We start from the raw sequence: 20,618 nt of genomic DNA on the forward strand, positions 1-20,618 counted from the left end.
TAACGAACTGAGCTAGTCGGCCGCATTGCAAGATTGGGTGCCGTCCGGCGTGTCCACGATCTCCAAAACCCCTTCGCCCAGATCGCCCTTGAACCGGAAAGGGTCGGGCGCGTGGTGATGACTCGAACCGTAGGCCGGCGGCGCTTCGGGGGCGGGCAGATCCCAAGGATCGAACGTCACGTTCGCACTGCGGAGCGCTGGGATGTGCTCCAGTAGTTCGGCCTTTAGTGCGCGCGCGATCGCGACGCCTTCCGACATCTGGGTGCGGTCATCGATGGCGATGGCGACATCGGCGTGTAGACGATGGCCCATCCACCGCGCTCTCGCGTCGATGACCTGGACGATGCCCGGAACATGCTCGGCGGCGTGCCTGATTTCGGCGGTGATACCGGGGTCCACGCCATCCAGCGTACGGGTGATGACGGCGCGCGCCGACTGCCAGACGATCCCCATGATTGCGATGGTGATGAGCAGTCCGATGATCGGATCGGCGAGCGGATAGCCGAACCACACGCCGACCGCGCCGAGCACAACGGCCAGCGAGGTGAGGCCGTCGGTGCGCGCATGGTAGCCGTCGACGATCAGCGCAGCACTGTTCATCTGCCGGCCGACCCGGATGCGGAACACCGCGACGACCTCGTTGCCGACGAAGCCGATCACGCCTGCGGCCGCCAGCCAGCCGAGATGCGTGACCGCCTGCGGATGGATCAGGCGGCTGATTGCCTGGTAGCCAGCGACGACCGCGCTGAAAAGGATGATCAGGACGATGAGGATGCCGGCCAGATCCTCGACCCGGCCCAATCCGTAGGTGAAGGTCTTCGACGGCTTGCGGCGGGCGAAAACGAACGCGAACCACAGCGGAATCGCCGTAGTCGCGTCACCGACGTTGTGGATCATGTCGGCGAGAAGCGCGACCGAGCCCGACAGGATCACGACGACGAACTGCAGTGCCGCGGTCACCGCGAGGATGACGAACGACCACTTGATCGCCCAGATGCCGCGGTCGGTGGTGGTGAGCGAAGGGTCGATCACGCCATGCGTGTGGCCGTGTCCGCCACCGGGGCCGTGGTCATGGCCGTGCCCGGCATGCCCGAAGGCCGCCTGGCCGCCGAAACCCAGCCATTCGCGGATGCTCGTCATGCCGTGTCCCTCAAAGATATTTGGTGAGCGACTTGAACTCGCGCAGCGCCTGCTCTGAACTCATACCGCCGTCCGCGACGGCGTCCGCGATGCAATGCTCCATGTGGTCGTGGATGAGCACGCGCTTGACCGTGCGGATCGTGCTCTCGACCGCCTGCAGCTGCTGGGCGAGATCGAGGCACGACCGCTGTTCGGTCAGCATCGTTAGGATGGAGGCGAGGTGACCTTGGGCCTGTGTCAGTCCGCGACGGACTTCGGGATCGGATGCGTGTGACATGCGCACCCCCTACCCCCTAGGGGGGAGGGGGTCAATCCGGCTATCTCCGCGCTAGAATCGCCTTCATTTGCTCGATCTCTTGGCGCTGCGACATGATGATGCCTTGGCAGAGTCGCACCACTTCCGGATCCTTCAAAGTGGCCTGCTGGCACATCAGGATCGCGCCCGAATGATGCGGGATCATGGAGCGCAGGAACGCGTCGTCGCCGATCGTCGTCTGTGTGCGGATCAGCCCGAAGCACCCGACGAACACGATCAGCGATCCGGCGAGGATCGAGGCATTGGCTGTATTCGACGGGAACATGCCGCGCATCGCGACCACCATCAGCACCACCATCGGTGCGACCATCATCAGCGTCATGTAGACCATGTTGAGGTTGTTGTAGAAGCTGCCGAGTCCGTCGATCATGACGAACATGACAAAGTACATCACGATGCCGCCGACGACTGATTGAATACCAAGGTTGACATAAGGATTCTTGATCATCGACCGCACTTCCTATGTTGACTGCGATTCAGTTGGGCTTCTTTTCAAGCCACTTGCCCATCTGCGCGATCTCAGCTTTCTGTGCCGCAATAATTGACGTGGCGAGTGCACGCGCTTCCGGATCCTTACCATTCGCTAGTTCGACCGTTGCCATGTCGATCGCTGCTTGATGGTGACCTCGCATTTGCTGCATGAAATCGACATCGGGATCGCCGGTATATTGCGGCATTTTAGCCATCATCGTCGACATCGACGTTTTATATCCGCGTGTGGCAGCCGAGTCCCCGGCCATCGGCATCGCCATATTCATGTCGCCGGTCGATCCCGCAGGCGCTTCTTGTTTGGGAGGTGAACATCCGACGATCATGATCGGCAGCAAAAGCGGCGGAAGAACAAATAGACGGTTCATGAGACTCTCCTGACACAATTGATTGGCACATTAACGCGGCAATACGGTTATTTTTCCCGTTGTTTTTGAAGCTCCCCACGCACCTCCTCCGTTGACCTGCATTCTGTACGCCGATCACCCTTTGCTGGTCCGACTGAGCCACCATGACAGCAACATCCCACCGAGGATGAAGACGGCTATCAACACATCGCTGAGCGGCGGTTCAGCCGCCAAGAAGCTCACGCTGGCTCCGACGAGTGCCAGTGCTTCGATGGCGGTGCCGACATACCAGGCCGTGGAAGTCCGGATATTTCTCCTCCGAAGCAAGAAGGGTGATTGCAGCAGATGATGCAGATTCTGGGCCTCGTCGAACTTGCTAGCGGACCTTGAAGCCGAAGGTTCCATCCTTGCGTTCGCCGTCGCTGGTCGTGGCGTGCCAGGCGATCAGGTATGACCCAGTCGTCAGGGGTCGCTTGAGCGGCGCGATGAGCATTTTCCCGTCCGGCCCGAGGACGGCGGTAACGCTGACGGGCATCGGCGCCGTCAGTTTTACACCTGGCTTTGCCGTCACAAACAACTGGATCGACGACCCTTTGGCAACGAGCTTTTCATCGAACCGGAGTTGGAGCCTGGTGGGTCCGACGACGGTTGCATTAGCCGCCGGATTCGACGCGACGAGTTTTGCGTGGGCATTCGCTTCGGTCGCGAGCAGCGATCCGGTCGAAATTGCCAAGACGATGAGCGATGTCGTGAAGAGACGCATTCCGCCAATCCTTTGAAGTGTTGCACTATAGGAGGATACGCAGCGCGTCGGCCTGCCCCTCACCCGATGCAGAAATTCGATCTGCATTTTTAAAAAAATTGAAGGCCGGATTGAGGGCTGCATCGCCAGGCTGCGTAACAGCTTTAGAAACGCGGAAGATCAACCTTGATGCACCACACTAACCTTCGGTCGGCTGCACTATTGTTTGTTGCGGCGATGTCCGCACCAACGACAGCCGTCGCTCAGAAGACGGCAGACCCCATAGCCGTTAGAACCTTGCATGATGCGGTGGGTGTAGCCGTCGGCCAATCTTCCGAGACCGCGAGCCTCCCCGCGCTCCGCGCGCAGGCTGAAGCATTGCGCCGGAGCGGACGCGGGCCGTTCGTTGGGCCGCCTGTAGTATCGGCCGACCTACTGACGCGATCACAAGGCGTCATTGAGGAAGAGACCTCGGTCTCGGCAGGCATTCGCTGGCCAGGAGAAGGCAAGGCGATCCGAACTTTTGCCGGTCGTGTTGGTGATGCCGCGCAATCGGGACTCGATGCCGCACGGCTGCGGATCGCCGGTGAGGTACGCGACGCATGGTGGTCGCTGGCGATGGCGCGTGCTGCGGTCGCGATAGATCGCGAGCAAGTGGGGATCGCTACGACCAACGCCAGACAGGTGGCGCGGCTGGTCGGCGCTGGAGAACAGTCCCGGCGCGACCTGTTGCTGGCCCAGGCCGAAACCTCGACGGCAGAGTCGCGATTGGCGCAGGCCGAAGCCGATCTTGCTCGAGCCGAAGCCGTTTATACCGCACTCGCCGGGCCTCCGCCTGAGGACTTACCCCCTGAAGTCCAGGCGCAGGCAACCGATCTTGAAAACAGCCCGGCGCTTCGTGCCGCGCTCGACCGGGCGGCGCTGGCCGACGCGCGTGCGACCAGCCTGTCCTATGGTGCGCGGGTGCGGCTCGAAGGAACGATCGGAGTCAGGCGCGAACGCGGTGGCGTCGGCGATCCGAATGTGCCGACCGAGCCATTTCGGAGTGCGCTGCTGGTCGGCGTCAGGGTGCCGCTCGGGCGCAATCAGACCGCCGTGGCGGAAGCGGCCGGGGCCCGTTCCGAAGCGCTAGGGGCCGCAGCGGAGGCCAATCGGACCCGTATTCGGTTGGCAGCCGAACAGCGCGCGGCTCAAACACGGCTCGACGCGGCGGCGCGCGCGCTCGATCGGGCGCAGACACGCCGGGACGCGCTCGCAGAAGCATTGTCGCTTACCGAACGTGGCCGCGCCGAAGGCGAGATCGGCTTCATCGAAGCGCTGCGCGCGCGACAGGCATTGTCTGAAGCCGAGCGCGATCTTGCAGCCGCGAAGGTCGCCCGGTTCGCCGCAATCTCTTCCTTCAATCAAGCGATGGGCGTTCTGCCATGATCAAAACTATTCGGATGGCGCTTGCCGCGCTGGCGATGGTCGCCAGCGCATCACTGGCGGTTGCGCACGGCGATGAGGATCATGGTGCCGCCAGCACGCCCGTCGGCGTGTCGATCGCGCCGCGGATGGAAGCGGCGACCGACGCGCTCGAACTGGTGGCAGCGGCGAAGGCGGACGATCTGACGATCTGGATCGACGGGTTTGCCGACAATGTGCCGGTAACACGCGCAACCGTTAGCGTCACAGTCGATGGCAAGACCGGGCAGGCGAAGGCAGTGAACGGCGTCTATACCTATTCCGACGACGGTATGAAAAAGCCGGGCCCGCACGAACTGTCGTTTCTGGTGAGCCACGACGGGGCGTTCGAATCGCTTTCGGGTACGGTGACGGTTCCGGCGGTCGCAGCAGATACGACGGCGACGCCGATCTGGCGATGGCTGTTGATCGCGGCGCTGGTGGCGCTTGCGCTGGCCGGGGCGTGGTATTGGCGTTCGCGCCGACTGGTCGCAGCCGGGCTGGCCGTGCTGATCGGCTCACAGTTGATCTTTGGCGTGCCTGTTCGCCCTACCCCGGTAGCCGCGCATGGCGATGAGGATCATGGTGCGGTTCCGGCTGCCCCTGCCGGATCGGGCGAAGCCGCAGTCAAGACCGCGGACGGCAAGCTGTTCGGCCCCAAATCGGTCCAGCGGATCATCGGCGTCCGAACGGTGCTTGCGGCGGCGGGCGAAGCACAGCCGACGACAAGCCTGACTGGCAGGATCGTTGCCGATCCGCAGCGTGGCGGGCTGATCCAGAGCGCCACCGGCGGGCGCATCGGGGCATCGGCAGCGGGCTTGCCGATCATCGGACAGGCGGTTCGTGCCGGTCAGGTGTTGGCATTTGTCGAGCCACCCTTGCAGGCAATCGACCGTGCCGACATCGCCCGCGAGCTGAGCGATCTCGATCAGCAAATCTCACTCGCCGCAAACACCGCCGCGCGTCTGCGACGGCTTGAGGGTGTCGTGCCGCGTCGACAAATCGAAGAGGCCGGGATTACGCTTGCGGGCCTTCAGCGCCGCCGCGCCGCGCTTGGCCGCGCGCGCAGCGCACGCGAAGTGCTGGTATCGCCGATCGATGGCGTGATCGCATCTTCGTCTGTCCGCGTCGGGCAGGTGGTGAGCGCCGAAACTACCCTGTTCGAGATTGTCGATCGCTCGCGGCTCTATGTCGAGGCCAACCTGTTCGACCGCCGCGCGCTGGCGACGGGTGCAAAAGCCGTTGGCAAGACCGCCGACGGCACGACGTTTGACCTCGTATTCGAAGGGGCCGGTTTGGTCGACCGCGGACGCGCAGCGCCCGCTCTGTTCCGGGTTATGGGCGTCCCGGCCAATCTCCGGATTGGTGAACCAATCACTATCGAGGCACCGCTTGGTGGAACGGTCGCCGGGGTGATCGTGCCGCGGGCCGCCTTGCTGTCGAGCGCCAACGGGCTGCCCTCGGTGTTCGTCAAAACCCACGCCGAGCTGTTCGAGCAACGCAGCGTAAAGTCCTCGCCGGTCGATGCAGGTCGCGTTGCGCTGCTCTCCAACGTAAAGCCAGGCGAACGCGTGGTGACGGCGGGTGCCGAGCTTCTTGGCCAGGTTCGCTAGGCGATGTTCGACCGGCTCGTCGCCTTTTCACTCCGCAACCGCGTACTGACGCTGTTTCTGGCATTCGCGCTGATGGCGTTCGGCGGGCTGTCGGTGAGCCGCTTGCCGGTCGATGTGCTCCCCAACCTCAATCGGCCGGTAGTCACGATCCTGACCGAATCACCAGGCCTTGCTCCGCCCGAAGTCGAAACATTGGTGACCCGCCCAATCGAGACGTCGATGAGCGGCGTCCCCGGTGTCGAGCGGGTCCGCTCGGTGTCCGGCATCGGCCTTTCGATCGTCTATGTCGAGTTTGGCTGGAAGGAGGACGTTTACCGCGCGCGCCAGCAGGTCGCCGAGCGACTGACGCTGGTGCGCGAGCAGATTCCGCCCGCCGTCGTGCCGCAAATGGGGCCGGTCACCTCGATCATGGGCGAGATCATGCTGGTCGCGATTCCCTATGGCCGGGCAAGCCCGATGCAGGCGCGTGAGATTGCCGACTTCCAGATCCGGCCAAGGCTGCTTGCGATCCCCGGTGTCGCGCAGGTCATTCCGATTGGCGGCGAGGTGCGGCAGTATCGCGTGTCGCCCGATCTCGCCGCGATGAACGCGGTCGGCGTCAAACTGAAGGACGTCGAAGACGCGCTCCAGGCTTTCGGCACCAACACCGGCGGCGGCTTCGTCGACCAATTCGAACGCGAGTTCCTGATCCGCAACGTCGCGCGGACGACGCGGATCGAGGATCTTCAGCAGCTCGTTGTCGCCAGCAACGCCGACGGCCCGGTCAGGCTGTCACAAGTCGCGCGGGTCGACTTCGCGGCGGCGTTCCGGCGCGGCGATGCCGGCTACGATGGCCAGCCCGCGGTCGTCATCGCGATCCAGAAGCAACCCGACGCGGCGACGGTGAAGGTGACCGACGAGGTCGAAAAGGCACTGAAGGAAATCACCGCCACGCTGCCTGCGGGACTGCACGCCGACCGCGTCCAGTTTCGCCAGGCCAATTTCATCCAGACCTCGATCGGCACGCTCAAGCGCTCGCTGATCGAGGCGGCGATCGTCGTCGCGGCCGTGCTGTTCGCGTTCCTGCTCAACTGGCGCACCACCGCGATCTCGCTCGCCGCGCTGCCGATGTCGATCCTGATCACCGCGGTCGTCTTTCAGATCTTCGGCCTGTCGATCAACACGATGACTCTGGGGGGTCTGGCGATCGCGATTGGCGAGCTCGTCGATGATGCGGTCGTCGGCGTCGAAAATGTCTATCGCCGGCTCCGCGAGAATGCGCAGGAGGCCGAACCTAAACCGGCGTTGGCGGTGATCGCGCACGCCACCGGCGAGGTACGCTCGGGGATCATTTACGCGACCGCGATCATCATCCTCGTCTTCCTGCCGCTGTTCTTCCTCGGCGGGGTCGAGGGGCGGCTGTTCCAGCCCCTGGGCGTCGCCTACGTCATCTCGATCCTCGCCAGTCTCGTCACCTCGATCACGCTGACCCCGGTGCTCTGCTACTACCTGCTACCCGAATTGGCGGCCAAACGCGCGGAAGCGGCGGAGTCCGGACTCGTCCACCGGTTGAAGGACGCCAACAGCCGCCTTCTCGGCTGGGGATTCCAGCACTCCAGAGCGGTCCTGATTGCAGGCGGCATCGCGACCGGGGTCGCGATGCTTGGCGCGGCTAGCCTTCCCAAGGCATTCCTGCCAACCTTCAACGAAGGCAGCTTCGTCGTCAGCCTCGCCTTCCAGCCGGGCCTCTCGCTCGAGCAATCGAGCAAGCTTGGCAGCACCGCTGAAAAGCTGCTGCTGCAAATCCCGGACGTGGCGAGCGTCAGCCGCCGCACCGGGCGCGCTGAACTCGACGAGCATGCCGAAGGCGTTCATTCGAGCGAGATCGACGTTGCGCTGAAACCCGGCACGGCCGATCGCGAAGTCGTCGCGCGCGAAATCCGCGAGCGCCTCGCAATCCTGCCCGGCTCTGTCACCGTCGGTGCGCCGATCGGCCACCGGATCGATCATCTGCTGTCGGGTGTCACCGCACAGATCGTCGTCAAGATTTTCGCCGAAGATCTCGATGCGTTGCGCACCAGAGCCGAGACGCTGCAAGGCCGCATCGCCAAAGCGCCCGGAATCGTCGATCTGCGGGTAGAACGGCAGGTGCGCGTGCCGCAACTCGACCTCAACATCGATTACGACCGCGCCGCCTCCTACGGCGTAGCTCCTGCGGCGATTGCCGAAGCCGTCGAGACGCTGTCGAACGGCAAGATCGTCAGCACCATCGTCGATGGCCTCAAGCGCTATGACGTCGTGTTGCGACTGCCCGATCAGGAGCGTTCGACGACCGGCCTAGCCGATCTGCTAATCGAAACGCCGCAGGGTCCGGTGCCACTGCGCAACCTGGCCGACGTCAAGGAAACCGAAGGCCCCAACCAGATTCTGCGCGAAGACGGCCGTCGCCGGATCGTGCTGTCCGCAAATGCCGCACCGGGTGCCAATCTCGGCGACATCATCGCGGTCATCAACGCCGAGGTCGCCAAGCTCAAACTGCCCGATGGCGGGTTCGTCCGCATCGAGGGGCAGTTCCAGGCACAACAAGAGGCGACACTCACCATCGGCGGTTTGTCGCTGATCTCGTTCGCGTTGATCTTCGCGCTCCTGTTCACGCGCTATCGCTCGGTGCGGCTGGCGCTGATTATCATGGCGGGGGTGCCGATGGCGCTGGTCGGCTCGGTCTTGGCGCTGTGGCTATTCGCATTGCCGCTGTCGGTCGCCAGCCTGATCGGCTTCGTGACGTTGACCGGGATCGCGGCACGCAACGGTATCCTGAAGGTCAGTCATTACATCAACCTCGTCCTCCACGAGGGCGAAACCTGGGGCGATGCAATGATCGAGCGCGGCACGCTTGAGCGCCTCACCCCGGTGTTGATGACCGCGCTGGGGGCAGGCCTGGCGCTCACACCTTTGCTGATCGGTGCCGACGAACCTGGCAAGGAAATCCTACATCCGGTGGCGGTGACGATCTTTGGCGGCCTGCTGTCGGCAACCCTGCTCGATGCGCTCGTCACCCCGATCCTGTTCCGTCTCTACGGCCGCAAACCGCTCGACCGCCTGGTCGCCGATGCCCGCGCGGCGGGATCGACCGAAGCCTTTTAACCAGCCAGAATCGGATGGAGTTCGCGATGAAAACTTTTTTTCTTCTTCCTCTTGCGGCGCTGTCGCTCGGGTTGGTCGGATGCGGCTCGACGAAATCAGCCGACCCAGCCCCAACTGCTACAGCCAATACGAATATGGCTGGCGACCCAGTCGGTATGGGCATGGGGGGCGAGGGCGATAATAGCACGCCCACGATGAAATTGACGCTGTTGCTCAACGGCCCCCTCGCACCGGGGCGTGCGCAAAGCGTTGCGCTCACATTGGCCAATATCGCCAGTGGCAATCCGCTCGGCCCGGATGACCTCGCGCTGGCACATACCAAGAAACTGCACCTGTTGATCGTCGATGCCAGTCTGACTGATTATCAGCACATCCACCCAGTCGCGGACCCGGCAAAACCTGGCCGGTGGCATTTCGATTTCACACCGCTGTTCGGGCGCACTTACAAGGTGTGGGCCGATGTGACACTGCCCGACGGTCGCCATGAGTATGTCGGCAACGATTTGGTCGCGGGCGCCGAAAGGGCGCCTGCACCGAGCGCAGCAACCGTCGCAACGGCCGAGAGGAACGGGCTTCGATTCCGCCTGAGTTTCACGATGCCGCTCAAGGTCGGGCGGGCAGCGCAGGGCCGCATCGTGATCGATACAAAAAGTGGCAAACCCTTTGCGCAGCTTCAGCCGATCATGGGGGCGTTCGGCCATATCGTAGCGTTTGCCGGCAACTGGGATTCGATCGAGCATGTCCATCCGCTGGGAGTAGAACCGAAATCAGAAGGCGAGCGGGGCGGTCCCGCCATCAACTTCCACATTCAGCCCGAACAAGCTGGCGTTCTAAAACTGTTCGCGCAAATTCGCGCCAATGGACGGGAAACGATCGTGCCGTTTACCGCAACGGTTGCGCCCTGACGGAGTTAGCAGGAAGCGAGGAAGGACGATGAAGATGGACGATCTCGACATGGCATTGGCCAGGCTGGCGAACGCCCCAATCCCGGCATCGCTCGATGGCATCGAGGATCGCGTGATGGCGCGTCTCGGTGCGATCGGTCGCGTGCACGGCCCCTCGCTGTTCGCGTCGGGTGCGGGGGCAGCGATCTTCGCGCTGGTTCTCGGCGTGACGGCAGGCGGGGATGTGAGCCGGCGCGATGCTCCGCTGCACGACGTGGCGGGCCTGTTCGGTGAGCCGCCCTATGCTTTGTCGACGCTGTTCGGCGCATGATCGGCCTGCGGCTTCGCCAGTCGCTGGCCATTGCCGCGATTGCCCTGCTTGCCGGCTTCGCTGGTGTCGCAATCGGGCGCGCATTTTTGCCAACGCCGGTCCCTTCGACGATCGACTTCCATCAATTCGTGCACGAGGGTCTCGATCTCGATGCCGATCAACGCGCGGCGCTGGAACAGCTTGAACTGCGCTTTGCCGCGCGCCGACGCGCGCGCGAGCTGGAACTGCGACGTGACAACGCGCGGCTGGCAGAAGCGATTGCCGAGGAGCACGACGCCGGACCTAAGGTTGCCGCCGCCGTGGATCAGGCGCACGTCGCGATGGGCGAATTGCAAAAGGACACGCTCGCCCACGTCTTCGCCATGCGAAAAATCCTCCGGCCCGCGCAGGCGGCGCGGTTCGATGCGGCAGTCGTTCGGGCGTTGACCGAAGAGCATCGGTGACGATTGATCTCGCTACGGCCTCGGACGGGGAGCTGGCGAATCTCGCGCTGGCGGGACGCCAGGCCGCCTATGGCGAAATCATGCGGCGACACCGTGAGTCACTCCTCCGCCTGATCCGCGCGCATATTGGCGGAGACGACGAGGCGATCGATGTCTTGCAAGACTGCTTCATAGCGGCGTTTGCAAAGCTCCATCAATTCGATCGGTTCCGCCCCATGCGCGCCTGGCTGGCCCGGATTGCGATCAACAAGGCGCGCGACTGGCGTCGGCGGCGCGTAGTGCGCCAATTCTTCTTGATGGCCCTGCCACTGACGTCGGACATTGCGGAGACCGTAGCCGATGGTAGGCCGGGGATGGATGCGGCCCTGAACGACCGGGCGGCACTGGCACGTACGCTGGCCACCATCGCCTCCTTGCCAACGAGTCTCAAGGAGCCGTTGATCCTGAGCGCGCTTGACGGCTGGCCCCAATCCTCGATTGCCGACCTTCTCGGAATCAGCGAGAAAGCGGTCGAAACCAGGATCAGCCGGGCGCGGGCGAGATTGCGCGCCCTACTGGCAGCTCTGGACGGGAAGGGCGGATGAGCGCGGCGCTGAACAGAAAAGCGCGTTTGCTCTGGAGCCGGGCCAGCGGGTTCTGATCGCGATGTGGCGGGATTTCGGGCCTTGACCCTGACATGGTGTCAAACTCCATATCGGTGTGCTCTGGAGGACTGACATGACGAAACAGGCGAACGAGCGCGGACATGAAGAGACGGCGGGCGGCTGCTGTTCGGTCAGCCGGACGAGCGGAGACATGAGTGCTCCCGCCAAGGTAGAGGATACGGTCTGCGGTATGGATGTCGATCCGGCCGCGACGCCGCATCATGCGACGCACGACGGTCGGAAACATCATTTCTGCTCGGCAGGCTGTCGCACGAAGTTCGTCGCAGACCCCGAACGCTATCTGAACGACGAACCTCGACCGGAACCCGAGGCGGCACCGGGCGCGATGTGGACCTGCCCGATGCATCCGCAAATCCGCCTGGAAGGTCCGGGAACCTGCCCAATCTGCGGGATGGCGCTCGAACCGGAGGAGCCATCGCTCGACGACGCGCCCAACCCCGAGCTGGTCGATTTCACCCGGCGGACGTGGGTCGCCGCCGCGCTGACCGTGCCGCTGCTCGCGATCTCGATGGTGGCGGAGATGCTCGGCGTCCACTTCGTCCCGCCAGCGATCAATCCGTGGCTGCAACTGGCGCTCACGGCACCCATCGTGCTGTGGGCCGGCTGGCCGTTTTTCGAGCGCGGCTGGACCTCGATCGTCACCCGCCACCTCAACATGTTCACCCTGGTCTCGATCGGCGTTGGCGCGGCGTTCGCCTACAGCGTGGTCGCGACCGTAGCGCCAGGGCTGTTCCCGCCATCGTTCCAAATGCACGGCATGGTGCCGGTCTATTACGAAGCGGCTGGCGTCGTCGTAACGCTGGTGCTGCTGGGCCAGGTGCTCGAACTGCGCGCTCGCGCCGCGACCGGGCGCGCAATCCGCGCGCTGCTGAATCTTGCGCCCAAGACCGCGCGGCGCATTGGCGCTGGCGGCGAGGATGAGGAAGTCGAGCTCGCCGACGTGGCGGCAGGCGATCGCCTGCGCGTGCGGCCTGGCGAAGCGGTGCCGGTCGATGGCGTGGTGGTCGAAGGCCGGTCGTCGGTCGACGAGTCGATGCTAACCGGCGAACCCGTGCCCGTGCTGAAGGAGGAAGGCGCGAGCGTGACCGGCGGCACCGTCAACGGCACCGGCGCGCTGGTGATCGAGGCGCGCGCGGTCGGATCGGACACGGTGCTCGCGCGCATCGTGAAGATGGTGGCTGAGGCGCAGCGCAGTCGCGCGCCGATCCAGGCGTTGGCGGATCGCGTGTCGGGTTGGTTCGTCCCGCTCGTCGTTGCGATCGCGATCGTGACATTCGTCGTCTGGAACCTGGCCGGCCCTGAACCGCGGTTCGGGCACGCCCTGCTCAACGCGATCGCCGTGCTGATCATCGCCTGCCCCTGCGCGCTCGGGCTGGCGACCCCGATGTCGATCATGGTCGGCACCGGGCGCGGGGCGCGTGCGGGCGTGCTGATCAAGGACGCCGAGGCGCTGCAAATGATGGCCGACGTCGATACGCTCGTGATCGACAAGACCGGCACGCTTACCGAGGGACGACCTACGCTGGTCGCTGTAGAGACTGTTGAAGGTTTCACCCGAAATGAAGTGCTGGTGGCGGCCGCCGCAGTCGAGGCGCGTTCCGAACATCCGCTCGCCCATGCGGTCGTGACCGGCGCTCGCGATGCAGGGCTGGATGTGGCGTCGGTTGACGGTTTCGACTCTCAGACAGGCCTTGGCGTCAGGGGTAAGGTCAATGGCCAGGAAGTGGCTGTGGGCAACGTCGCGCAGATGGAGCGAGTCGGTGCCGACGTGTCGGTGCTGGATGATATCGCCTATCGCCACCGCGACGAAGGCGCCGGCGTCATGTTCGTCGCGGTCGATGGGAAACTGGCCGGGCTGCTTGCGGTCGCCGACCCGATCAAGGAATCTGCTCGCGGCGCTATCGCCGCTCTGCGCGAGGAAGGGCTGCGGATCGTGATGCTTACGGGCGACGCGGAAGGCACCGCGAACGCCGTTGCCAAGGCGATCGGCGGGATCGACGAGGTTCACGCCGGCCTGAAACCCGAAGACAAGGCGCGAATCATCGGTGAACTCAAGACCAAGGGCGCCAAGGTTGCGATGGCGGGCGACGGCATCAACGACGCGCCGGCTCTCGCCGCGGCGGACGTGGGCGTCGCCATGGGCACCGGCACCGATGTGGCGATCGAGAGCGCGGGCATGACGCTCACCAAGGGCGACCTCGCGGCGATGGTCCGCGCCCGCCGCCTGGCGAAGGCGACGATGAGCAATATCCGGCAGAACCTGTTCTTCTCGTTCTTGTTTAACGGCATCGGCGTGCCGGTGGCGGCGGGCGTCCTTTATCCAGTCGCCGGCATCCTGCTTTCGCCGATGATCGCGGGTGCGGCGATGGCGCTGTCGTCGTTCACAGTCGTGACGAACGCCCTGCGGTTGAATACGACGCGGTTGTGAAGATCGGCCCGGCATCCACCGCGAGCGGCGTTTCCCGGCGCATGATCCGCCATTACGAGGGAATCCGCCTGATCGGTGCCGCGCCGCGACGCTCGTCAGGATATCGCGACTATTCAGACTCCGATGTGCACCGGTTGCAGTTCATCGCTAACGCGCGCGATCTCGGGTTTCCGATCGACGATATAAGGGCGTTGCTCGAACTTTGGTCGGATAGCTCGCGATCGAGCGCCGACGTAAAAATGCTTGCAACTGCGCGCGCGGAGGAATTTGGCCGCAAGGCACACGCGCTCGAAGCGATGCGCCACACGCTCCTCGACCTCGCCGCGAGGTGCGATGGCGACGAAAGCCCTGCGTGCCCGATCATCGCCGCGCTTGAACGACGCGACTAAATACGTGCAAGGATTGTTCGACATGACAATGGGTATGGCATTAGGTGATCTCGAACATTGACGGGGTCGCGATCAATGCCATCAAGGGCACTCACTATCGGCAAGCTCGCCGTCGCTACCGGAACAAAGGTTGAGACGATCCGCTACTATGAATCCGTCGGCCTGCTGCCGGCGCCCGAGCGGACGGTCGCCAACTACCGGGCCTTTTCTCCCACGCACCTCGCCCGTCTCAGCTTCATCCGCCGCGCGCGTTCTCTCGGCTTCTCGCTCGATCAGATCAAGGCGCTTCTTGGATTGGCCGATCAGAAGGACATATCATGCTCTGCCGTCGATCTGATCGCACGCGAGCACCTCGCGGACATCGACCGCAAGCTCGCCGACCTCACGACATTGCGCTCTGAACTCGACAGCCTGATCGTCCAGTGCCGCCACGGCACGATATCCGACTGCCGGATCATCGAGTCGCTGGGGCCGGAGGTGGCTGGGCACGATGGCGACCGGAAGACTTCTGAGCGCTATTGCAACTAACTCGCAAAATCGCTTGACCCTCTAGCAGCTAGAGGGTCTATCAGGCGCGAATGCCACTCCCAGACTGCCGCAGATACATGTTCCCGAACACCACCTCGCGGCGCAAGTTTCCGCGCGCCGCGGCGCTCCTAGTCGCGCTGTACTGCCTTCTCGGCACTGGCATCGCCATCGCGCAGACCGCAGATGTGCCAACCGCGTGGCGCCTGCTCGACTATGTGGCGGTCGATTATGGGGGCGCCGTCGCGGGCGGTCGAATCAAGAGCGCGTCGGAATACGCCGAGATGACCGAATTCGCCGCCTCGGTGTCGGAGCGGCTTGCTGCGCTTCCGCCATCCCCAGCGAAGACGGGCCTCATCGCGGGCGCGGCACAGCTAAGGTCGTTGATCGCGGCCAAGGGACAGCCCGAAGACGTGGCGCGCCTCGCACACGGCATCGCGTCCGATCTGCTCAACGCCTATCCGATCCCGCTCGCACCGGCTCGTGCGCCCGATCTGACGCGCGGATCGACCCTTTTCGCGCAGAACTGCGCCAGCTGCCACGGCATGAACGGCGACGCGCGCGGACCCGACGCCGCCAAGCTCGCGACGCCGCCGATCGCCTTCGCCGAAATCGCGCGGGCGCGGCAGCGCAGCGCCTTCGCCCTCTACCAAGTGATCGACCAAGGCATTGACGGCACCGCGATGCAGAGTTTCTCTTCGCTGCCGCCCGAGGACCGGTGGGCGCTGGCCTTCTACGCCGGACGCTTCGCATTCACCGACGCCATGGGCGCCAAGGGCGAGCGGATCTGGAAGAGCGACGCTTCCCTCCGGCAGCGCATCCCCAACCTCACCACGCTCGCGGGACTGACGCCCCAGGCGCTCGCCGTCGAGATCGGGCAGAACAAGGCCGACGCCGTAATGGCCTATCTCCGCCGGCATCCGGACGCCGTGATGCAGCCCGCGGCCGGTTCACTCACCGTCGCCCGCGCGAAGCTCGCGCAGAGCTTGGCAGCCTACCAAGCCGGTGACCGACGCACGGCGCGCGAACTCGCGCTGTCCGCCTATCTCGACGGGTTCGAGCCGGTCGAGCCGACGCTCACCGCGCGCGACGCGACGCTGATGGGCCACATCGAGGGGGCGATGGGCGAATTCCGCGCGGCGCTCCAGGACGGACGGCCGGTCGACGAAGTCGCGACGCGTGTGCAGGTCATCAATGGACTGTTCGACGACGCCGAGGCCGTGCTGTCGCCGGATGCCGCAAGCAGCGCGTCGACCTTCCTCGGTGCCTTCACGATCCTGCTGCGCGAGGGCCTGGAGGCGCTGCTGATCGTCGTCGCGATGATCGCATTCCTACGCAAGGCGGACCGATCCGAGGTGCTGCCATACGTCCACGGCGGATGGATCGGCGCCCTAGTGGCGGGTGCCCTCACCTGGGCCGTCGCGACCTACGCCATCGGGATCAGCGGCGCGAGCCGCGAACTTACCGAGGGGTTCGGCTCGCTGTTCGCGGCCGTCGTGCTGCTGTCGGTTGGCATCTGGATGCACGGCAAGGCGCAGGCCGACCAGTGGCAGCGCTACATCCGCGAGCGGATGTCGCAGGCGTTGTCGCGGCAATCCGCCTGGTTCCTGTTCGGCCTGGCGTTCGTCGTCGTCTACCGCGAGGTCTTCGAGACCATCCTTTTCTACGCGGCGCTCTGGACGCAGGGCAATGGCGGTATGCTGCTCGCGGGCGCCGGATCGGCCGTCGGCGTGCTGGCCCTGATCGCGTGGGGGATGCTGAGCTACAGCCGCGAACTGCCGATCGCCAAGTTCTTCACCTACAGCGCGTGGCTGATGGCGGCGTTGACCGTCGTGCTGGCAGGAAAAGGCGTGGCCGCCCTGCAGGAGGCCGGCATCATCGACATCGCGCCACTCGCGAACGGTCCCCGCGTCACCATGCTCGGCATCTTCCCGACCTGGCAGTCGGTGGCCGCCCAGGTCGCGATGCTGGTCGCGGTGTTAAGCGGTTTCATGCTCAACCGCCGCCGCGGCATGGTCGCGGCGGCCCGGTGACCCAGCCGGCCTTGTCCAACCAGATAACGCTTGACCCTATAGCCGCTACAGGGTGCATCTAGGGAAAATGAACTCGCGACGAGCCACGCCCCATGGTCTGTAGTAGCTGCCAGAGCGACGCGCCCGCCGAGCCGGATTCGCGGTGGCGCCGCGTGCTGTGGATCGCGCTTGCGATCAACCTGGCGATGTTCGCCGGCGAGATATTCGCCGGGATCGCGTCGGGATCGCGATCGCTGCAGGCCGACGCGCTCGACTTCCTGGGCGATTCCGCGAACTACGCCATAAGCCTCGGCGTCGCGGGGCTGGCGCTGCGCTGGCGATCGCGCGCCGCGCTTCTGAAGGGCGGGACCATCCTCGCGTTCGGGCTCTACGTGATGGTTACGACAGTCATCGCCGCGTTCGGGACCCGGGTGCCGCAGGGCGAGACAATGGGCGTCGTCGGCGTCCTGGCACTCGTCGCCAACGGCGCCGTCGCGCTGATGCTGTTCCGCTACCGCACGGGCGACGCGAACATGCGGTCGGTCTGGATTTGCTCGCGCAACGACGCGATCGGCAACCTCGCCGTGGTCGCCGCGGCGGCCGGCGTGCTGGGCACCGGCACGCAATGGCCCGATCTTGCGGTTGCCGCGGTCATGGCGGCGCTCGGCGTGTCGGGCGGGCTGCAGATCATCGTCCAAGCAACGCGCGAATTGACGCCGGACCGCGGAAACCCCGTCGCCGCCGCCATCCCGCTCCGTAAGGGCCTCAACAGGTAAAGTGAGCTCATTGCGACGCCTTTCGTCGGTCGGACGGCCGGCCGCGCGACGCTTCGCCGGCGCACGTTGTGGAAACGGTTGGCCGCGCGCGGAGCTTCGTCTACGAGCGCGGGGAATGCGCAAGCTGCTCGCCTCGATCGCAACCCTGATGCTGGTCCTGACCCTGTGGTCCGGGTTCCAGTCCTCGGTCGCCTACGCTGCCGAGATCGACGGCTGCCGCACCACGATCGTCGACGGCGACGCGCCCGGACATTCCGCCGGCGACTCAGACGAGGTGCCCGGGGATTCCGACAAGGCAACCCCACACCACCACAGCGTCAACCACTGCCACGAGCTCGCCGTGCCGGCGGCCGAGGTCGCGTCCGTCGACCTGCGGCCAAGCATCCTTCCGACAGGTAGGGCGGCCACGGCGCCGTCCACCCCGGCGCACCTGTTCCGCGACCTGAGGCCGCCGATCGCCTGACTTCGCCCGCTCCCGCGCCCCGGCGCGGGATTCCAAGCGAACGTCAGGAGACCAACCAACATGTCCCGAACCCTCGCGGCGCTTCTCGCCGCGACCGTCTGCGCCGGCACCGCCGTGGCGCAGACCGCCCCGGTCGCATCGACCGAGGCACCATTCACGCTCGACGATGCGCTAGCGTCGGCGCGAGCAAAGTCACCCGGCGTCGAGGCGGCGGATGCCGGCGTCCGCGCCTCCACGGCTGGCCGAACGGTTGCCGGCCTCAGGCCGAACCCATCGTTTGAAGGCCAGGCCGAGAACGTCGCAGGCACCGGGCCCTATCGCGGTCTGTCAGGCTCCGAGACGACCGTCGGCTTCTCGCTGCCGATCGAGATGGGCGGAAAGCGGTCGGCCCGGGTTGCGGTCGCCGACACGCGCATCGGCCGCGCCAAGCTCGGCGCGTTCGTCGCGCTCGCCGACCTCGAACAGCAGGTCACCGAGACCTATGTCGAGGCGGTCGGCGCCGAACGGCGGCTATTGGTAGCCCGCGAGCAAGCGGCAATAGCCACGGAAGGTCTCCGCGTCGCGCGGGACCGCGTGATGGTCGGCGCGACTTCGCCGATCGACCAGCAGCGCGCCGACGTGATCTCGATCAACGCGAACGTCGCGGTCGAGCGCGCACAGCGCTCGCTTGCCGTCGCCCGCGAGAATCTCTCCCGCGTGATCGGACGGCCGGTGACGGCGCCGCTCGACACGGTGTGGTTCGACCGCGTCGCCGGGATCGGCCCGACGGTCGCGCCAAGTGCTGAGGGCACGCTGGCGCTCGCCATCGCCGCCGCCGACCTGGCGACCGCGGAAGCCCAGGTCCGCCTCGCCCGCGCCAACCGCGTCCCCGACGTCACGCTCAGCGCCGGCGCCCGGCGGCTGCAATCGACACGTGACACTGCCGCGGTGGTCGGGGTGTCGATCCCGATCCCGCTGTTCAACAACGGCAGGGCCGCGATCGGTCAGGCGACCGCCGAACGCGACCAGTTCGCGGCACAATTCAGGCTCGCCCGGCTAGACGCGGATCGAGCGATCGCCAGCGCCCTGGCCGACGTCGCCAACGCCGCCGCCACGGCGCGGGCGGCGAATGGTCCGGCGCTCGCGGCCGCCCAGGAGGCAGCACGCATCGCGCGGCTGGGCTACGGGCAGGGCAAGTTCGACCAGATCGAGTTGCTCGACGCCGAGCGCACGCTCTCCGAGACCCGAGCGGCGGCCACCGACGCACTCATCGCCTTCCACACCGCCACCGCGCGCCTGCGCCGTCTGACGAGCGCCGCGCCCTCGGCCACGCCTTCCGGAGACTATTGATGACCGATACCAACAAGCGTCTGCTCGGCGGCGCAGCCGCCGTCGCGCTTGTCGCCTCCGCCGGCGGTTTCCTCACCGCCCGCCTGACGACGCCCACGGCACCCAAGCCCTCGACGGAAGCAGCCGCTGAGGCCGAGAAGCCGGCGTCGGACGCCGTCACCATGACCGAGCCCGCCATCAAGGACGCGGGCATCGCGACCGAAACCGTCGGTGCCGGCGGCCTGTCCGCCGAGATCGTCGCCCAGGCGACGGTGTCGGCGTCGCCCACCGGCGAGGCCGTCGTCACCGCCCGAGCGGGCGGCGCCGTCGTTCGGCTGCTCAAGCGATTGGGCGACCCGGTGCGGGCCGGCGAGGCGCTCGCGATCGTGGAAAGCCGCGACGCCGCGCAGTTCTCCTCGGACATCAAGGTTGCCGCCGCGCGGTCCACCCTGGCGCAGAAGGGACTGGCGCGCGAGCGCTACCTCTACGATCAGAAGGTTTCGTCGCGTGCGGATTACGAAAAGGCTCAGGCCGAGGCGGCGATGGCAGCGGCCGAAGCACAGCGCGCACGGTCCACGGCGGGCGCGGCGAACATCACGGCCGATGGGCGTGGCGTAATCGTCGCCAGCCCGATCTCGGGCCGCGTCACCGCAATCACCGCCAAGCTGGGCGCCTTCGTGCAGCCCGAAACCGAGCTGTTCCGGGTGGCCAATCCGCGGGAGGTACAGATCGAGGCGGCGATCGGATCGCTCGACGCCGCCCGCCTCGCCCCCGGCGATCGAGCCGTGATTGAGCTGCCCGATGGGCGGACGGTCGATGGACGGGTCCGCGCGGTTACGCCAACGCTCAACACCGAAACGCGCGCCGCCACCGCCGTGATCGACGTGGCATCCGCGGGCCTGCCGCCAGGTTTGGCCGTCCGCGTCCGCCTTCTGCCGAGCCGTGGCAGCGGATCGACGGCGATCGTCGTTGCGGAGGAGTCGGTCCAATCGCTCAACGGCAGGGACATCGTATTCGTGCGGACGCAGCAGGGCTTCCGCGCGCGCGCGGTCACGACAGGTCAGCGCAGCGCGGGCCGGATCGAGATCGTGAGCGGCCTGCAGCCCGGCCAGGTGGTCGCGACGACCAACGCCTTCCTGCTCAAGGCCGAGCTTGGCAAGTCCGCCGGCGAGGAGGAATAG

General features: G+C 65.7%; 20 protein-coding genes. 15 read left to right on the forward strand and 5 right to left on the reverse strand.

Annotated elements, in window-relative coordinates; translation table 11 throughout:
- Positions 1–12: 12 nt before the first annotated feature.
- The 5 genes from WC704_RS16310 to WC704_RS16330 form a co-directional block, all read right to left on the reverse strand.
- On the reverse strand, positions 13–1,140 hold the full coding sequence (locus tag WC704_RS16310) for a cation diffusion facilitator family transporter (RefSeq protein WP_372891807.1): 1,128 nt from the start codon (positions 1,138–1,140) through the stop codon (positions 13–15).
- A 10-nt stretch (positions 1,141–1,150) separates the two neighbouring features.
- Positions 1,151–1,417 (reverse strand): metal-sensing transcriptional repressor, encoded by a 267-nt coding sequence (locus tag WC704_RS16315; RefSeq protein ID WP_372891809.1) that lies wholly within the window; start codon positions 1,415–1,417, stop codon positions 1,151–1,153.
- A gap of 40 nt (positions 1,418–1,457) precedes the next feature.
- The gene (locus tag WC704_RS16320) at positions 1,458–1,904 is read right to left on the reverse strand and encodes a DUF305 domain-containing protein (RefSeq protein WP_372891811.1); all 447 of its coding nucleotides are present in this window, start codon (positions 1,902–1,904) and stop codon (positions 1,458–1,460) included.
- A 28-nt stretch (positions 1,905–1,932) separates the two neighbouring features.
- Positions 1,933–2,313: a DUF305 domain-containing protein gene (locus WC704_RS16325; protein ID WP_372891813.1), complete on the reverse strand. Its 381-nt coding sequence runs from the start codon at positions 2,311–2,313 to the stop codon at positions 1,933–1,935.
- Between the two features lie 355 nt (positions 2,314–2,668).
- Entirely contained in the window at positions 2,669–3,055 is a 387-nt protein-coding gene (locus tag WC704_RS16330) for a copper resistance protein CopC (protein WP_372891815.1), read from the reverse strand.
- 288 nt (positions 3,056–3,343) lie between these two features.
- Here WC704_RS16330 and WC704_RS16335 point away from each other — a divergent pair, with 288 nt between their 5' ends.
- The 15 genes from WC704_RS16335 (at position 3,344) to WC704_RS16405 (ending at position 20,618) form a co-directional block, all read left to right on the forward strand.
- On the forward strand, positions 3,344–4,462 hold the full coding sequence (locus WC704_RS16335) for a TolC family protein (protein ID WP_372891817.1): 1,119 nt from the start codon (positions 3,344–3,346) through the stop codon (positions 4,460–4,462).
- Positions 4,459–6,090 carry an efflux RND transporter periplasmic adaptor subunit gene (locus WC704_RS16340; RefSeq protein ID WP_372891819.1) on the forward strand — a complete coding sequence of 544 codons (1,632 nt, stop codon included), beginning with the start codon at positions 4,459–4,461 and terminating at the stop codon, positions 6,088–6,090. The genes WC704_RS16335 and WC704_RS16340 overlap by 4 nt, the downstream gene beginning before the upstream one ends.
- 3 nt (positions 6,091–6,093) lie before the next feature.
- Positions 6,094–9,213 (forward strand): efflux RND transporter permease subunit, encoded by a 3,120-nt coding sequence (locus WC704_RS16345; protein WP_372891821.1) that lies wholly within the window; start codon positions 6,094–6,096, stop codon positions 9,211–9,213.
- 14 nt (positions 9,214–9,227) lie between these two features.
- The gene (locus WC704_RS16350) at positions 9,228–10,118 is read left to right on the forward strand and encodes a hypothetical protein (RefSeq protein WP_372891823.1); all 891 of its coding nucleotides are present in this window, start codon (positions 9,228–9,230) and stop codon (positions 10,116–10,118) included.
- A gap of 28 nt (positions 10,119–10,146) precedes the next feature.
- Positions 10,147–10,428 (forward strand): hypothetical protein, encoded by a 282-nt coding sequence (locus WC704_RS16355; protein WP_372891825.1) that lies wholly within the window; start codon positions 10,147–10,149, stop codon positions 10,426–10,428.
- A complete protein-coding gene (locus WC704_RS16360) occupies positions 10,425–10,871 on the forward strand; it encodes a periplasmic heavy metal sensor (RefSeq protein WP_372891827.1) in 447 nt (148 codons plus the stop codon). The genes WC704_RS16355 and WC704_RS16360 overlap by 4 nt, the downstream gene beginning before the upstream one ends.
- Positions 10,868–11,455, forward strand: a complete 588-nt coding sequence (locus WC704_RS16365) for an RNA polymerase sigma factor (protein ID WP_372891829.1) — start codon at positions 10,868–10,870, stop codon at positions 11,453–11,455. The genes WC704_RS16360 and WC704_RS16365 overlap by 4 nt, the downstream gene beginning before the upstream one ends.
- A 250-nt stretch (positions 11,456–11,705) precedes the next feature.
- Complete coding sequence (locus WC704_RS16370) at positions 11,706–13,964, forward strand: heavy metal translocating P-type ATPase (RefSeq protein ID WP_372891859.1); 2,259 nt, start codon at positions 11,706–11,708, stop codon at positions 13,962–13,964.
- A complete protein-coding gene (locus WC704_RS16375; protein WP_372891831.1) occupies positions 13,961–14,353 on the forward strand; it encodes a MerR family DNA-binding protein in 393 nt (130 codons plus the stop codon). Before WC704_RS16370 ends, WC704_RS16375 begins: the two co-directional genes overlap by 4 nt.
- A 75-nt stretch (positions 14,354–14,428) precedes the next feature.
- On the forward strand, positions 14,429–14,881 hold the full coding sequence (locus WC704_RS16380; RefSeq protein WP_372891833.1) for a helix-turn-helix domain-containing protein: 453 nt from the start codon (positions 14,429–14,431) through the stop codon (positions 14,879–14,881).
- 77 nt (positions 14,882–14,958) lie between these two features.
- Positions 14,959–16,911 (forward strand): FTR1 family protein, encoded by a 1,953-nt coding sequence (locus WC704_RS16385; protein ID WP_372891835.1) that lies wholly within the window; start codon positions 14,959–14,961, stop codon positions 16,909–16,911.
- A gap of 92 nt (positions 16,912–17,003) precedes the next feature.
- Positions 17,004–17,666: a cation transporter gene (locus WC704_RS16390; RefSeq protein ID WP_372891837.1), complete on the forward strand. Its 663-nt coding sequence runs from the start codon at positions 17,004–17,006 to the stop codon at positions 17,664–17,666.
- A gap of 115 nt (positions 17,667–17,781) precedes the next feature.
- Positions 17,782–18,129: a hypothetical protein gene (locus WC704_RS16395; RefSeq protein ID WP_372891839.1), complete on the forward strand. Its 348-nt coding sequence runs from the start codon at positions 17,782–17,784 to the stop codon at positions 18,127–18,129.
- A 60-nt stretch (positions 18,130–18,189) separates the two neighbouring features.
- Positions 18,190–19,458: a TolC family protein gene (locus WC704_RS16400; protein WP_372891841.1), complete on the forward strand. Its 1,269-nt coding sequence runs from the start codon at positions 18,190–18,192 to the stop codon at positions 19,456–19,458.
- Positions 19,458–20,618 carry an efflux RND transporter periplasmic adaptor subunit gene (locus WC704_RS16405; RefSeq protein WP_372891843.1) on the forward strand — a complete coding sequence of 387 codons (1,161 nt, stop codon included), beginning with the start codon at positions 19,458–19,460 and terminating at the stop codon, positions 20,616–20,618. Before WC704_RS16400 ends, WC704_RS16405 begins: the two co-directional genes overlap by 1 nt.

Origin of the sequence: Sphingomonas sp. (assembly GCF_041661885.1) — a bacterium.
GTDB lineage: Bacteria > Pseudomonadota > Alphaproteobacteria > Sphingomonadales > Sphingomonadaceae > Sphingomonas.

Coding starts and splice junctions, on each gene's coding strand:
- WC704_RS16340 (WP_372891819.1), top strand. CDS start 4,459: ATGATCAAAACTATTCGGATGGCGCTTGCCGCGCTGGCGATGGTCGCC.
- WC704_RS16380 (WP_372891833.1), top strand. CDS start 14,429: ATGCCATCAAGGGCACTCACTATCGGCAAGCTCGCCGTCGCTACCGGA.
- WC704_RS16390 (WP_372891837.1), top strand. CDS start 17,004: ATGGTCTGTAGTAGCTGCCAGAGCGACGCGCCCGCCGAGCCGGATTCG.
- WC704_RS16320 (WP_372891811.1), bottom strand. CDS start 1,904: ATGATCAAGAATCCTTATGTCAACCTTGGTATTCAATCAGTCGTCGGC.
- WC704_RS16325 (WP_372891813.1), bottom strand. CDS start 2,313: ATGAACCGTCTATTTGTTCTTCCGCCGCTTTTGCTGCCGATCATGATC.
- WC704_RS16355 (WP_372891825.1), top strand. CDS start 10,147: ATGAAGATGGACGATCTCGACATGGCATTGGCCAGGCTGGCGAACGCC.
- WC704_RS16315 (WP_372891809.1), bottom strand. CDS start 1,417: ATGTCACACGCATCCGATCCCGAAGTCCGTCGCGGACTGACACAGGCC.
- WC704_RS16310 (WP_372891807.1), bottom strand. CDS start 1,140: ATGACGAGCATCCGCGAATGGCTGGGTTTCGGCGGCCAGGCGGCCTTC.
- WC704_RS16330 (WP_372891815.1), bottom strand. CDS start 3,055: ATGCGTCTCTTCACGACATCGCTCATCGTCTTGGCAATTTCGACCGGA.
- WC704_RS16405 (WP_372891843.1), top strand. CDS start 19,458: ATGACCGATACCAACAAGCGTCTGCTCGGCGGCGCAGCCGCCGTCGCG.
- WC704_RS16350 (WP_372891823.1), top strand. CDS start 9,228: ATGGAGTTCGCGATGAAAACTTTTTTTCTTCTTCCTCTTGCGGCGCTG.
- WC704_RS16400 (WP_372891841.1), top strand. CDS start 18,190: ATGTCCCGAACCCTCGCGGCGCTTCTCGCCGCGACCGTCTGCGCCGGC.
- WC704_RS16395 (WP_372891839.1), top strand. CDS start 17,782: ATGCGCAAGCTGCTCGCCTCGATCGCAACCCTGATGCTGGTCCTGACC.
- WC704_RS16385 (WP_372891835.1), top strand. CDS start 14,959: ATGTTCCCGAACACCACCTCGCGGCGCAAGTTTCCGCGCGCCGCGGCG.
- WC704_RS16345 (WP_372891821.1), top strand. CDS start 6,094: ATGTTCGACCGGCTCGTCGCCTTTTCACTCCGCAACCGCGTACTGACG.
- WC704_RS16360 (WP_372891827.1), top strand. CDS start 10,425: ATGATCGGCCTGCGGCTTCGCCAGTCGCTGGCCATTGCCGCGATTGCC.
- WC704_RS16370 (WP_372891859.1), top strand. CDS start 11,706: ATGGATGTCGATCCGGCCGCGACGCCGCATCATGCGACGCACGACGGT.